Raw genomic sequence first — 14525 nt, 5'->3', positions numbered from 1 at the left:
TTGTAGGTAAACGAATCGTAGTTATCGATCATGATAATCATGATGGGTTCCCACCTCTCAAGGCCACTGCGGCCTCATTAGACTCCATATTGGCTTCTTGAGCCGCTTGCAACGCATCGAACCGGGTCCAGAATCTTGGAGCCAAAGCGAAAACCACGGTGGCTACGGCTGCAACGAGCATGGCACAGAAGAAAACCATCTGGCCACCGAGCGCTTCATAAACATAGCCACCACAGAGGTATCCTACAATCATGCCCATGCTCATAAACGCGAGGGCGGCACTTTGAACCGTTGCGCGTATTTCAGCGGGGGCGTGTTTTTGAACCTGGTTGACCATGGAAAGATAGAACATGCCAAAAGTCACTCCGTGGAGTGGCTGACTCAAGAGGATTTCGGTACGTCCCGTCAGCTCACTTAGAAGCGCCCATCGTGTGGTCGCTAATAAGCCGCAGACGGCGAGTAACCGCACGGGGCTAACCCATTTAAGGATTCGGTGCGCTTGAGTCATTAAGAGCACTTCTGTGCCCACGCCAATGGCCCATGCTGTGCCAATAAAGTCGTAACTAAAGCCCAGCGAACGCATGTGAAGCCCAAAGTACGCGTCGAAGGTGCTGTGCGCTGAGTAGTAAATAAAAACACCCAAGAGAAGAATAAGGATATGCGGGCTGAGGATGTATTGCTTGGTTTGGGTGAAAACATCGCGTCGAGACGGCGGTTTTGAGGCAGGTTCGGCGTCGAGTGCACGACTGGCGAATGCGGCGGCCAAAATAAGAAGCGAAACCGAACCTATCGCAGTAGCTTCGGGGATTTCATCGTAAAGGTATCCATAGAGTCGCGTACAAACCAGGAATCCTATTGAGCCCCAGAGGCGGACTTTGCCAAAGCGTTCGATGGCAGGTCCAAGTTGAGCATGGGCAACTGCGTCCGTGAGCGCCGTCACAGGTGACCGAAAAAGAGCAAAGAGGAACATCACCCCGAGTGTGCCCCAGAAGCCGAGTGAAGGCACAAGCGCAAGAACGCTGGCGGAATACATGAGTAAGCAAAACCGCAGGACCCTGGATCGGCTACCTAGGCTGTCGGCTAAGATGCCCCATAAAGGTGGAATGATGAGATTCGAGAGTGGCAAGATAGCCATCAAAAATGAGATATCGGTGGGCGTAAGGCCGCGTGACTCGAAAAACAAGGGCATGAACGGCAGCAAGGCGCCGTGAGAACCTAAGAATAGAAAATACAAAAGGCCCACATGTTTGAGAGCCTTAAGGTTGGGAGCGTTGGTCATAGTAGGGTGCCGAATTTACGGGGTTCGTAAAAATGTCCAGATTAGAGGGATCCCGAGAATCGCGGCGATGGAAAATGCACCCAGTGATAGTATCGGGAGCCCATTGTAGCTCCAATCTAACGTCATCGCGCCAGAGACCATAAGACCAGAAGTCAGGATAGCTCGGCTCTGGAGGCGTGTCTCTTTTCGATACGTCTGAACGTTGCGCTCAAGGTTGTTGATATCAACGTTCACGTTAAACGTGCCGCGCTCCATATCCTTGAGGATCTGTGGTCCGGTGAGCGATAGCTGCCGCACGAAGCGAGTGAGACTGCCGAGCATTTCAGCGCTCTCTTTAAGCAGACGCTTCGGGTTGTAGCGTTCAATAAGAAGTTCTTGAATGAAAGGCTTGGTTTCGTCGAGGAAATTCATGTTGGGAGCAAGGATTTTACCAATGCCCTCAACGGTCATAAGCGCCTTGAACACCATCGTGTAGGTGGGTGGCATCTTGATGTTGTGACGGATCGCACCGGCTACCAGATCGGCGAAGTAAGCCTGTACGTCGATAGCTGAGAGGGTTTTCCCCAGGACGTGTTTTTCCATAATTTCAATAACGTCCGATTCAAACGCATCGAAGTCGTAAACGGTTCCCGGAACCTTAACGCCCATCTCGAAAATGCAACGTGCCACACCCTCGTAATCTTCTTTGCTCACGCTAATAAGCAGGTCGAGAATGGCTTCTCTTTGGCTGGGCATGATTCGTCCGCAGAGGCCAAAGTCGATGAGTACGATTTCCGCGTCGTCGGTGATTAGAATGTTGCCTGGGTGCAGGTCACCATGGATGTGCCCATCTTTAAGAATCATCTTTAGAAGGGCCTTCATTATGGTCGGGGCAACCTTGTACGGATCAGCGCCAACTCGCTCGGCTGCTTCGGTAATCTTGACGCCCTTAATGAATTCCATCGTCAGAATACGCTTGGTGCAGTAATCGGAGAATACTTTTGGTGCTCTTAAGCCCTCAAATTTCTCAAAATTTCGAGTGAAGCGAACAATGTTTTGCTCTTCAACGGTGAAGTCGAGTTCCTGCCGTAATGCCTTGTCGAACTCCTTAATAATTCCAACAGGTGCAACCAGCTGGAGCTCAGGGATTAACTGCTCACTTTGCTGGGCCAGGAAATGAAGGATGTTGAGGTCGCTGTCGATTTTGTCGTCGATATTGCGACGCATCACTTTGACCACAACTTGGGTGTCGTCTTGCAAGGTAGCCCGGTGGACCTGGGCAATAGATGCGCAGGCTAAAGGCTCGCGAGAGAATGTCTTGAAGATGCTATCTACCTTATCACCAAGTTGTGTCTCAACTTGATATTCAACATCGTCCCAGGGCATGGGCGGAACGTCATCTTGAAGGTGTTGAAGCTGCTCAATGATATCGGCGGGCACCAAGTCGGGCCGCGTGGAGAGTATTTGGCCGAGCTTGATGAAGGTTGGTCCAAGCTCTTCTACTGATAGTCGGATCCGTTCAGCGACAGAGTATTTATTAGCATCGTAATTGAGGTTGTCGGCAATTTTATTAACACCAGCGACCTCGGCGAGCTTCAGTGACGTGACCACTGCGCCAAATCCGTGGCGAGCCAATATCGTGCTGATGGCGCGGAGCCGTGCAACATCTTTAATAGCAGTGCGGATACCGCGAACGTTCTTGTAGACCTTAGTCACCGTAGACATGGTTTTTCCTTTCGCTACCGAGCCGCTCTTGGCGATGCTGCCCAGTGGGCCGCGCGAATGACTGCGCGTGCCTTGTGCTCGGTTTCGTCTGCTTCTTTAATGGGGTCGCTGTCAGCGACGATTCCGGCGCCTGCTTGAACAATAAATCTGTCCGGAAGTGCGACCAGGGTTCTGATTGCGATGCCGAAATCGGCGTCTCCACGGGGGCCAAAGTAGCCAACGGCGCCTCCATAGATACCACGCCGATTGTTTTCTAGGCCTTCTATGATTTGCATGGCACGAACCTTTGGAGCGCCACTTAACGTTCCTGCTGGAAACGCAGCCCGCAACCCGTCGTATGCATCCAGGTCATCTTTCAATGTGCCTTGAACCTCGCTCACGATGTGCATGACGTGCGAGTAATTCTCAATAACCATGAGGTCGGGGATTTCCACGGTGCCTGGTTTTGCAACACGGCCGACATCATTGCGGCCAAGATCGACAAGCATAATGTGTTCGGCTCGCTCTTTGGGATCGGCCAGAAGCTCTTCGGCGTTACTGGCGTCTTCTTCCGGAGTGGCGCCTCGGGGGCGCGTCCCGGCAATGGGTCGAACAGTCATGTTTTGGTCTTCAACACGAACCATGACCTCGGGGGATGCACCTGCTATTTGGTAGTCTGGTGCTTCAAAGTAATACAGATATGGCGAGGGATTGATGGTGCGCAGGCCGCGATAAACATCAAAAGGGTCAGCAACGCGCGGCATTTGAAAACGGCGTGACAGGACAACTTGAATAATATCGCCAGCGCGAATGTGCTCTTTGGCTTTTGCGACCGAATTCACAAACGCCTCTCGAGTGTCTACAGCCATTGGCTCTTCCCACGCGCCTGGAGCTTGATATTCGGGGAGACTGCCACTTAGGCCCGTTTGAGCCATCGCAATGAACTTATCATCCCAGGCGTAGAGCGTGAGGGTGTGCGCACGGTTATCAAAAACCGCGACAAGCTCAGGTTCCACGAAGTAGGCATCAGGCACTTCGGGCTCGTCGTCTCGTTTACCTACGGGTTCAAACGAGCGAACGGCGTCGTAGGCTAGAAATCCGAAAATGCCGCCAACAAATCGTGGTGAATCGGCAGGTAATTCGCCGGGTAATTCACCCAGCGCTGCCTGTATGGCTTCAAGCGGATCGCAAGCAGGCAAGGTTTGGGTCTGCTCACCAGTGACGAGAGTGAGTTCACCTTGCTTGACCGAGAATATACGGCGAGCACCAAAGCCCAAAATGGAATACCGAGACCAGTGTTTTGGGCCTTCGACACTTTCGTAAAGAAAAGAATGGGAGCTTAATGAGCGTAATTTTAGGTACGCTGATACCGGCGTCTCCAAATCGGCGTGGAGGGTCCGGGTATGCATTTGGGGCTTGCTACTCATGGTTGCTTCCTTAACATGCTCCGAAGTTGATAATCCACAACCCTTTAGAGGCTACCCACCGTGTAATCTCCGATCGTGAGATTCACGCGCACTGTCATATTATCTAGAAAACTGGTTCCATAACCAGCACTTAGATCAGGGTTTACCATTTGGGTGACCACGTCCACGCCCCAACATTCGCAGGGTGAGCGGTAGCCCATCCGAATCAAGTGATTACTTAGTTGGGGTCTTTCAGAAGAATCCACGCCGGGAAGGGGCAGTAGGACGTCGGTTTGGTAGAGAATCTTCCATGTCTTGGCCCCATAAAGCTCCGTTCCAGCCCGAAGATAATGCATCCATTGGCCGGTTGGGGAGGTGTCGGTAAAGCCAGAGAGTTCGTAAATAGATCGGACCAAAACCTCTGAGCCTGGCGAAAGGCGGCCGTATTGGCTGAACACTTTAATAAACTGCCAAGGTCGGATGGTTGTTGTAGCCCTTAAATCTGTCGGGCCATCCTTGAGTAATTGCCAGTCCAGGCTCGTTTCAAGGTTGAAATCAACGATTCCAAGCCCACTAAGGTGGACCTTTAACGCAGTTGGCAGCACTTCGTTTTCCGCCCGCAACGACATCGGCTGGCTCAACTCAATATCGAGACGACCTTTTTTTTCGCCGACCAAGTCTGTGAACGATTGCCGAACACCAACGGCAACTTGTTCGACGGTCCCAAGTTGGCGCCAAGGGTTACGCGTGGAAAAGGAATCGTTGATGGCTGGGTCGTAAACAAATTGGACCGCAACGAATGGCTGAACGATATGCGTTATCTGGCTGAACTTCTTTGCCAATGTCGACCGGAGGCGAAGTTCTGCAAACGGGAGTAGATTTACGGAATCGGTAGCGTCCTGAGCGGACTGGTCTGATTCACTCAGCATTCCTATCAGGTGTGAGCCGGCCTGAACTTTCAGCTGGAATGGCCCCACTTGATTCAGGTAGCTGAAATCAAGCCTTTGATAAAAATCCCATTGATTGGCCGTTTGTTGGGTTTGAGGTGAAGCCCAGCTGCCGTAACGCTGAACGACGAGGCCGCCGCCAACAAAGAACCGCTGGCCAAGATGTTGGGGCCGAAGCCATAACTCCATATTAGGGGCCCGTTGCAGTGCAGATCCCTCATTTGACGAGGTGTTACTGTAGCCGGCCTCGCTATTCCCATTGTTTAGCCGCTGCAGGTAGTCCGCTTGGGCCGATACCAGGATGTGGCTTGTGTGCCAATCGAGGCGTGTTCGGCTGGGCAGGTACTGCGAAACTTGGTCCGCTAAGTGAAAGCTGAAGTCACGTTGAATATAATCGTCGGAAACCCAGTGTGCCTTGAGATTCCAGCGAGCGGCCGGCGATATCAACCAAGTTTGTCCCGCTTGTACGACGACTCTGTCCCTTAAACCCCAGCGAGGATCTTGGCGCGCCAGAGCGATAAGTGCTGGGTCTTCGAGTCCTGAGTGGCTCTCGTTGAGCCTCGCAAGTCTTGCAGCCGTAAAATGTGTGTCGCGTGTCCACTGGAACTGAACCGAACCCTGTAGTCCTGGGATCGGCGCGTAGCGAACCCGGGCGCCTAAACGCGGCGCTGACCAAGTGCTAACGTCGTTGCCGCGATGAAGTCCCCAATCCGTTCGAAGGCCAGGTGAGACCGTGAGGTCGTATGAATTTCCAATAGGAATAAAGAGTGGGAAATCGAGAATGGGGTAAGCGTCTCGCAGAAAGATGATGGACGGGGCCAGTAGGCCCGCGGCGCGTTTTTGAATAGGTAAAGAGAGGACAGGCGTGGGCAGCGGAAGTGGCAACATACCAAGACCGAGAAAGTTTACCTCGAGCTTTGGCCACCATAAAGTAGCTCTATCTTTGAGTGTTACGTCGACCTCACTGGCCCCAAGTCGCCAGGACGGGTTTTGATCCCCACCGCAGTCACAGAGAGTAAACGTCCCGCTTTTAAGAGTGAAGCGATCTTTCGACACGCGATGAATATCTCCCCGAACCGTTTGTAGAGCTCGCCCTGAGCGCGGAGACCTGGGGTTGGCCGCAACCTGGGCGGCCGTGGCATGATTTTCAAAAACTTGAACTTGGGCTTTCTCGATTTTTCCTTGAATACGTCCGGCCTCGAGGTTCACTTCACTGCAGCGAATGAGCGTATCGCCATCGAGGAAAACAACATTGCCCGACGCTGTGGCGCCGTTAAATCCGTAGTCGGGCGTCATTTGTATAACGATTGAATCAGCCTGAAGAACGAGGTCTTGGCAGGTAACCGTAGCATTTCCTACGAGATTGCAAGTCTCTGCGTCGCAATCGAGCGCATCTGCCAGAAGCTCAACCGTATCACACTGAGCAGCATCGGTAAGAATGGGTTTCGCAGAACCAACCTTAGTGCAGGTTAGAGCAATGAGAATGAAACAGCAGTGGAGAAGGCGCATGGTCATGGGTTACCGGGTTTAGTACCTGATATCCAAAGGCGCCTTGATGAGCAATCGTCTAGCGCTCAAAGTCCAGAGCAATAACATTATCGCTTTGAACTTCTTTAAACCCCACGTCCTCAGACAGGGTGATTCGAATGCGCACAGATGGTGAAACACCTTCCAGGATCTCAACGGAGACCATACGCACAGGACTATCAAAGTAGCGGGTATCGAGAGGCAACGTATTAATGCGCTTGGTGACATCGGTGTTCTCAAGCGTAATCTCAACAAGGCCCGGCTTGGACGCGTCGATTCGATACTTCACGGGTTCGGTTGTTCTTACGAAAACACGTGACGCTTCTTGGAACTGCTGAAAACCAACCCAGTTCATGTCTCGAACTTCTGCGGATAAATCCTGAGCGGTTGCGGTTGAAGCGGTCAATAATGCGAATAGGATAGCTGATTGAAGTATCTTCATGGTCTCATTTGTACCACGGAGCAGCTGTGCTACCAATTTTTGTGCCGTCTTGAGAATTTAACCAGCAAAACTTTGCGAGGCTGTTACCAAGACCTCTACAACACGGCCATGCTCGGCCTTTGAGAGCTGAGGAAACACGGGAATAGAGAACACTGTTTCCGATGCTGCTTCCGTATGAGGTAGCTGGCCGTCATGGTAGCCCAGGCTAGCAAAGCACTCTTGTCGATGAAGTGGCACAGGGTAATAAACAGAGTGCCCTACATTGGCGGCGCTAAGCTCACTCAGGATATGTTGGCGATGTGCGTTACTCGCGGCCCGCAGCGTGTATTGATTAAAGGCGTGGCGCCCGGTGGTTCGGGGCGGGAGTGTCAATTGTGAAGGGCCCGGATCGCATAAGCCTTGTTTCTTCAGTTCAGCATCGTAAGCGCCCGCCCACGCGCGCCTGCCGTCAACGCCTGTTCCTAGATGCTTAAACCTTGTGCCAATAAGACCAGCCTGAAGCGCGTCGATTCGGAAGTTTCCACCAACGGTTTGATGGTAGTACCGCTTCTCTGCTCCATGCACCCTCAAAACACGCGCCTTTTCAGCAATCGCGTCGTCGCTTGTGACTACCAGTCCGGCATCACCGTAGCCTCCGAGGTTTTTGGTCGGAAAGAAGGAGAAAGCGCCGATTGAGCCCATTGTTCCCGCATTGCAGCCATCGATTGAGCTGCCAATGGCTTGAGCCGCATCTTCAATAACGGGCAAGCCGTGCTTGTGAGCGATGGCGTTGATTTCATGCATGTCTGCCATTTGACCGAAGAGGTGGACCGGCATAATGGCGCGCGTGTTCTCCGTAATGGCCGCCTCAAGAAGGCTGGGGTCCATATTAAAGCTGGCTGGATCGATATCGACAAACACAGGTTTTGCGCCAACTCGCCAAATCGCTCCGGCGGTGGCGAAAAATGTAAAGCTCGGGCAAATAACCTCATCGCCTTGTCCTACGCCCAGAGTCATCAAGGCCAAGATAAGTGCGTCGGTTCCCGAGGATACGCCAATGGCATGTTTAGCGCCTAGGAACTGCGCCATGGTTTCCTCGAAGTTCGTTACTTCTGGGCCCAGTATAAATTGACCACTTTTGATAATTCGCTCGCAGGTAGCCTGCAGATCTTTACTGCATGCGTCTGAAATTCTTGTTGTATCAAGAAGAGGTACGCTGGTTATGCTAGACAACTTGTAGCCTTCCGTGGGTGCTTGTTTGGCTCATATTATGGATGACCTCGACTGCGCAACCTGTCTAATGCTTTGCCGCGAGGTCTTGGTAGAGTGCCACGAGTTTCGGGCCCCAGACCTTTGTGGAGTAATCGGTTTCAACTCTTTGTCGGCCCGCGCGGCCTATTTTTTTCCTCAGCTCTTGGTCACCGAGTAGCCTCTCAATCGCAGGCTTCCATTGGTCGAGTCGCTCGACGAGCAGGCCGTTTACCCCGTCCTGGATAATGGTACGGTTAACGCCGACTGCCGAAGCCACCACGGGGATACCCGCCGCCATGTATTGAAGTATCTTCAAGCCGCATTTTCCTTCTGCAAAGGACGAAGTTGGTAAAGGCATGACGCCGATATCAAACTGAGCAATCGCGTCGGCCTCGCTTGATGAGTCCCAGGGGACGAACGCGTCTTGCCCAACAAAGGAGGGTCGGCGTCCACTGACGACCTGCAGGCGACACGGCATTGAAGCTCGAAGAGATTGAATTTCTTGGCTAAGCGGTTGAAGGTACTGGAAGTTAACGGGAAGCCCGACCCATCCAAGCTTAGCCACGCTCCCGAGCTCGTAATTCTGTTTCGGTGTATAGCGGTCCACGGGCACGCATGTGGGAATGACATGAGTATTTGGCTGATGCTTCCGTGTCCACTGGGCAAGATTCTCGTTGCCAGCAATCACAAAGGCGGAGTTCTCTACGAACCGGGCATATTTTTGAGTTCGACCCGGTGCCAAGTAGATGGCGTCATCAAGCTCCACGCCGTAGGGTCCTTTGGACCTAAGAAGTAGATTCTCGATAAACCCAGGGAGCTTCGGAAATAACTCACGTTCTATAATGAGTAGGTCGTGGTCTCCGACTTGAAGCAGTTGCTGGAATCTTCTAACCAAACCAGCGCTGCCGCTTTTCAGCCTTCCGATGGTTCGCTTGGCACCTGAATCACGCTCTGCCAAGAGCCATGCATCAGAAAGTGCAGGCAGCACATCAATGTCTATTCCTTCTTGCTCGAAATAATTAATGAATTGGTAAATTCTGTATCTACTGGCAGGTCCAAGTTCGCTGGTTGCGGCAAGGTATACAATTTTCATTGCTTAACTCGCGATACCAGGGTCACGCGCTTCCCCGGATAGGTGATGCAGAATGTCGGCAACCAAAAAGAGTGATCCGGTGACCAGGACTTGTCCGCCGTCGAGCTTAGCTTGTGAAAGGGCTTTTTCAAATGCGAGGAGCGAATGGTCGTAAACCGGAAGGGTCGGCGCCAATGCTCGGAGATCCTTGTTCTGAAGACTTTTGCCTACTGAAGATGGCGCGAGATGGAGGCTGGTGCTTTGAGAACTCAATGAACGGATCATGAGCGCAGCATCTTTGGTGTGCAGCGCTGAGAAGACAACATGCAGGGGTTGCTCGCTAAGCTTTGGCAATGCCTCAAAGAGCGCCTGGATAGCATGAGGATTATGGGCTCCATCAAGTATCACGGGAGCCTGCGCCTGAATGCGCTGAAAACGACCGGGCCATTGCCAAGACGCAAGGGCTGCCTGGAAATGGTCGGCGGTGATCTCTAAGTTGGCTGCACGTAAGATCTGAACCGCGCTAAAAACGGTGGCCGCATTGCTGGCTTGGTAGGGCGGACCATCAAACTTAAAGCTTTCTGATGGCTGCGCTTCGGGCTCGATGGTGAGTTCGTCATGCTGCAGCGTATGTGGTGTACTCTGAAAAACTTGAGCTTCATAGCTGGCTGCAATGGTCTCTAGCGTTTGGCGCGCAGCCTGAGATTGAGGCGCAAACAGAACAGGGCGGTTGGCCTGGATGATTCCCGCTTTTTCCGCCGCGATTTCTTCAACAGTGTCTCCTAGAATATGGATATGATCGAGCCCGACAGGGGTGATGATGCTCAGGAATTTGTCTACGACATTGGTGCTATCCAGTCGGCCACCAAGACCAACCTCAAGAACAGCATACTCAAGTGAGGCCTCTTTAAAAGCCAGAAGAGCCATGGCGGTTGTGACTTCGAAGAAGGTGGGCAAGCTTTCACACTTTGATTCGATTTCACGTATTCGGTCGTAGTATTCAATAACTTTTTGTTGGCTGAGTTCGGTGCCGCGGATCTTGATTCGTTCGGTGTAGCGCAAAAGATGGGGTGACGTGTAGAGGCCGGCTGGAATACCTGACTCCTCAAGGACTGTGGCCATCAATGACGAGGTGGAGCCTTTACCATTGGTTCCCGCAACCACGATATGCCGCATGTGTTCTTGTGGATTTCCTAAGGCGTCCAAGAGCTGCCGGGTGTTGTCGAGCCCAAGTTTGATGCCTTGGGTTGTACGCTGGTAGAGGTCTTGGAGCACCGCGCTGTAGCGTGCCTCGGTCTTGGTCATTTTGTTGTCATGGTGAAAACTCCGTCCCAATCAGGGCCAGGAGGCTGAGCGCGCATGGCTTCACAGCGGCTAATGTAGACGCCTGAAGTGAAGTCATCGGCTTTCAATGTGCGGACATGATTGAAGAGCTTGATGGCATCGCTCCATTTTTGTTGACGGTATAAACCAAGTGCCTCATGGAAGTTGTCCATCAACTGGCGATTGCCGTCGTCGGGTGTGCCAGAGCCAAGTAATTCGTAAATCTTAACCGGCTCTCGTTTACCCTTCACACGAACCGAGTCGAGTTCACGGGCGAAAATGCGGTCTTTGGCGTAGTTGTAGGTGTACTCTGAAATCATGATGTTGGTGCCGTATTGCTTATTGATGCCCTCTAATCGAGAGCCCAAGTTTACGTTGTCACCCATGACCGTATAATCGAATCGTACCTTTGAGCCCATGTTACCAACAGACATCGGGCCTGTGTTAACGCCAATGCCGATGTCGAGTTCAGGAAGACCCTGCTCGTGCCAACGGGGGTGGAGTTCACGGAGTTTTTCCATCATTTCAAGCGCCGTAAGGCATGATCTAGCGGCGTGGTCCGGGTGCGCCATCGGTGCGCCGAAAATCGCCATAATGGCATCGCCCATATATTTATCCAGGGTACCTTCGTGCTTGAAGACGATATTGGTCATCGGTGTAAGGTACTCGTTGAGCAAGGCGGTGAGCTTCTCTGGCGCCAGACGCTCGCTGATGGTCGTGAACCCACGAATGTCGCTGAAAAGAACCGTGCAAACCCGCTTTTCGCCGCCCAGGGACAACTTACTTGGGTCATCGAGGACTTCATCGACGACACTTTTACTAAGGTAGAACTGAAACGCGTTCTTGATCTGGCGTTTCTCCTTGCCCTCGGTGAAGTATCCGTAAATGGTAATTCCCAAATATAGAAATAACAGCTGCATCGTTGGAAAGACCATCAACATCCAATGGCCGCTGGGAAACACCAACGCTGTATCAAAGATGTAGAGTGCTAGGGCGGTAAAGAGCGTTGCTACGAGCCCCATGAATGGTGAGAGCCGCGGAAGTATCAGGGCGAAGATTAGTCCCAGGAGCAAGTAGCCTAGAGCCTCAACGAGTGCGATTCCCGTCCAGCGCTCGAGGTATCGGGAATCGATCATGTTCTGAGTGGCCATTGCGTGGATGTAAACACCAGGACTGGAAGGACTGAAGGGGTTAGGACGAAGGTCGAAGCCACCCCGAGCTGTCATTCCAACAAAGACAACCTTGTCCTTAAAGGAAGAAGCGTCGAGACGTCCGTTGATAATGTCTTTTACAGAAAATAGCGGAAAATAGGCCTCAGGGTCTTTGTAGTAGTTGATGAGTTGCATTCCGCGGTCTGTGGTGGGAACCGGCCGGTCGCCGCCAAACTCTGCTCCCGAAAGTGTGTTGGGCAGAATTTCGCCCTTCAAGGGCTGGATGGTGTAGTCGAAGAAAAGTGATGCTGCTTTCAGTGCCAGCGCAGGGTAGAGCTCGTTGTTGTACTTAAAGAAGAGGGGAAGTTGCCTAAGAGGGCCATCAGGATCCGGTATTGCGTTGAAGTAGCCAAAGTTTTTACTGGCCTCCGCCAAAATCTTCAAAGGTGCTTGTGCCGCTAGGATTTCACCCCCAGGTAAAAGTTCTTGCATGTCGATGTCTTGGGACGGCTCAGAGCTGAAAACCACGTTGTCGCCGACTTGAAGCTCTGTTGATTCGAATACCTGCGCAATGGCTGATGGTTTAAGGCGAGCGAGTTGAATGGGAATGTCGGACTCTTCGACACCGGTGATATGGCGGCGCTCAAAGTAGCAAATATAGCCTAGGATGGTTTGTGGACTGTTCGCGATTGCTTTTGCCAGTGCGAGATCTGGAGAAACTGCGGTAATTTCGTCACCAAGAACGTCATAGAACTCACCAGAATGCTTTTTAACATCGGCCAAGCTCTCCATGCTGCCAGCCAGCGCCGACTTGGTTGTCCTCTCTATATCTACCAAGGCTTGAAGTGTCTGCTTAAGCTGAGCCCTGATTGGACCAGGAGCCTTCGCAATATCTAATTTGATGGCATTAATGCTTGTTTGAAGAGCCGTTTGATTTTTGGCAAGCTGCGCGAGCCCGGCGTCGATATTTTTCATATCACTGGAAACAGGAAGTAGGTCGGAGGCTTCAAAGAGTTCCTGTATCCGCTTGAGTTCTTGATAGTGAGCGTTTCGGTCTTCGTCGGTGAAAGCCATATCAAAGGCGATTACCTTCGCGCCGCCTCGTGTCAGTTGATTGATGAGGTCGGCAATAACGTTACGATCCCACGGCCAACGTCCGAATTCGTCTAATGAGCTTTCATCAACGCCAGCGATTACGACCTGAGGTGTTGGCAAAGTATCTTGGGCATGTGAGCGGAACTTAAAGTTGAGCATGCTCCGGTCGAGTGTTCGAAGCGGCCCCGTTTGTGAAAACCAGCCTTCTTGAAACAGACCTGTCTCAATCGTGACATGGGTGAGTGCGAAGATCATTGAAATGACCATCGAGATAATGATGGGAATCCACTTTTTCACGCCGCTCTCCCTTGGGTTGCCGAACTCACTCGCAAGAGTGATTCAATCCTTGGTTCAACATACCGTTTTTCTTTACCAAAATAAAATGTCGGACACACCTTGCGGCTACACCTCGCTTGGCGATACCGATCAGTTATGAATGAATTGAACAAGCTGGACCCAGAACACCATAGGCTCACTGGGTTTCAGGGGCTTGGCTTGGGGGCTAAGCCACTGTCTGTCATTTACGGAGCCTTTATACGCCTACGAGGTGTGCTCTACGACCTTGGAATCCTTCGTGTTCGAAGTTCTCCGCTCTTTACGATCTCGGTGGGTGGCCTTGAGGTAGGCGGAGTCGGAAAAACCCCCGTTGTCGCTTACCTTTTAAGGAAATTGCTCAAAGAGGGTTCGCATCCAGCTCTCTTGTCTAGGGGATATGGCCGCGAGACCAAGGATTTAGTTTTGCGGTTACCTGGTGATCCCGTGGATCCGGCAAAGCATGGCGATGAACCGGCGATGGTCGTCGCATCTGGCTTGGATATTCCACTCGGCATCTGCGGTGACCGGAGCCGTGCTGCGCGCGTGGTTGCCGCTGGAAGCCGGAGCGACGTCTTGGTCATGGACGACGGTTTCGCGCATCGACGACTCGCCCGGCATCTCGATTTAGTAGTGCTTCGGGGAGAAGCCCCGCTGGGTAACCGCCAACTTTTGCCCTCGGGTACCTTGCGAGAACCGCCTGTATCCCTCAACCGGGCCCATTTACTTTGGTTTCACAGTAAATCTGGCGAGTTTAATGAAGATGATATCGCTGCAGCGCTTCGATGCGCACCTGGTGCAGGGGAGCTGCGGTCTGTGTCGGGCATCCTCAGCGCTTCTTCAACGCGGTTCGAGAACCTTAAATTAGCGGGTAAGAAAGTAGTTGCCGTCGTAGGTATAGCTCGGCCTGGAGACTTTATAGGCAGCCTGAAATCCCTGGGCGCCGATATATGCGAGCTTAAGATTTTCCCGGATCATCATCGGTACACGAGGCGAGATAGGGTGACGATTGGCGAATGTATGATTAAGCAAAATGCCGATTACGTGGTCACCACGTC

The 14525-nt window shown here is 52.2% G+C and carries 10 protein-coding genes; 1 reads left to right on the top strand and 9 read right to left on the bottom strand.

Annotation, left to right across the window (positions count from 1 at the left end; translation table 11 throughout):
* Positions 1-37: 37 nt before the first annotated feature.
* The 9 genes from HOK28_25040 to HOK28_25000 form a co-directional block, all read right to left on the bottom strand.
* Positions 38-1279: an MFS transporter gene (locus HOK28_25040; protein ID MBT6436379.1), complete on the bottom strand. Its 1242-nt coding sequence runs from the start codon at positions 1277-1279 to the stop codon at positions 38-40.
* A gap of 15 nt (positions 1280-1294) precedes the next feature.
* On the bottom strand, positions 1295-2983 hold the full coding sequence (locus HOK28_25035) for an AarF/ABC1/UbiB kinase family protein (protein ID MBT6436378.1): 1689 nt from the start codon (positions 2981-2983) through the stop codon (positions 1295-1297).
* Between the two features lie 14 nt (positions 2984-2997).
* On the bottom strand, positions 2998-4389 hold the full coding sequence (locus HOK28_25030; protein MBT6436377.1) for an anthranilate synthase component I family protein: 1392 nt from the start codon (positions 4387-4389) through the stop codon (positions 2998-3000).
* 44 nt (positions 4390-4433) lie between these two features.
* Positions 4434-6830, bottom strand: a complete 2397-nt coding sequence (locus HOK28_25025) for a hypothetical protein (protein MBT6436376.1) — start codon at positions 6828-6830, stop codon at positions 4434-4436.
* A 52-nt stretch (positions 6831-6882) separates the two neighbouring features.
* Positions 6883-7284, bottom strand: a complete 402-nt coding sequence (locus tag HOK28_25020; GenBank protein ID MBT6436375.1) for a hypothetical protein — start codon at positions 7282-7284, stop codon at positions 6883-6885.
* Between the two features lie 57 nt (positions 7285-7341).
* Entirely contained in the window at positions 7342-8487 is a 1146-nt protein-coding gene (locus tag HOK28_25015) for a DegT/DnrJ/EryC1/StrS family aminotransferase (protein MBT6436374.1), read from the bottom strand.
* Between the two features lie 73 nt (positions 8488-8560).
* On the bottom strand, positions 8561-9607 hold the full coding sequence (locus HOK28_25010) for a glycosyltransferase family 4 protein (protein ID MBT6436373.1): 1047 nt from the start codon (positions 9605-9607) through the stop codon (positions 8561-8563).
* 3 nt (positions 9608-9610) lie between these two features.
* Positions 9611-10891 carry a bifunctional folylpolyglutamate synthase/dihydrofolate synthase gene (locus HOK28_25005; protein MBT6436372.1) on the bottom strand — a complete coding sequence of 427 codons (1281 nt, stop codon included), beginning with the start codon at positions 10889-10891 and terminating at the stop codon, positions 9611-9613.
* On the bottom strand, positions 10888-13452 hold the full coding sequence (locus HOK28_25000) for a CHASE2 domain-containing protein (protein MBT6436371.1): 2565 nt from the start codon (positions 13450-13452) through the stop codon (positions 10888-10890). Before HOK28_25000 ends, HOK28_25005 begins: the two co-directional genes overlap by 4 nt.
* Positions 13453-13587: 135 nt before the next feature.
* On the opposite strand from HOK28_25000, the gene lpxK reads away from it, so the two are divergent.
* On the top strand, positions 13588-14525 hold a 938-nt coding region (gene lpxK / locus HOK28_24995), incomplete at its 3' end, for a tetraacyldisaccharide 4'-kinase (GenBank protein ID MBT6436370.1).

Source organism: Deltaproteobacteria bacterium (assembly GCA_018668695.1).
Classification (GTDB): domain Bacteria; phylum Myxococcota; class XYA12-FULL-58-9; order XYA12-FULL-58-9; family JABJBS01; genus JABJBS01.
This window is presented reverse-complemented; position numbering and strand designations above follow the sequence as displayed.

Bases quoted from the DNA above. Each gene is read 5' to 3' on its own strand.
- HOK28_25005 (MBT6436372.1), bottom strand. From the start codon at position 10,891: ATGACCAAGACCGAGGCACGCTACAGCGCGGTGCTCCAAGACCTCTAC.
- HOK28_25020 (MBT6436375.1), bottom strand. From the start codon at position 7,284: ATGAAGATACTTCAATCAGCTATCCTATTCGCATTATTGACCGCTTCA.
- HOK28_25010 (MBT6436373.1), bottom strand. From the start codon at position 9,607: ATGAAAATTGTATACCTTGCCGCAACCAGCGAACTTGGACCTGCCAGT.
- HOK28_25035 (MBT6436378.1), bottom strand. From the start codon at position 2,983: ATGTCTACGGTGACTAAGGTCTACAAGAACGTTCGCGGTATCCGCACT.
- HOK28_25030 (MBT6436377.1), bottom strand. From the start codon at position 4,389: ATGAGTAGCAAGCCCCAAATGCATACCCGGACCCTCCACGCCGATTTG.
- HOK28_25025 (MBT6436376.1), bottom strand. From the start codon at position 6,830: ATGACCATGCGCCTTCTCCACTGCTGTTTCATTCTCATTGCTCTAACC.
- HOK28_25040 (MBT6436379.1), bottom strand. From the start codon at position 1,279: ATGACCAACGCTCCCAACCTTAAGGCTCTCAAACATGTGGGCCTTTTG.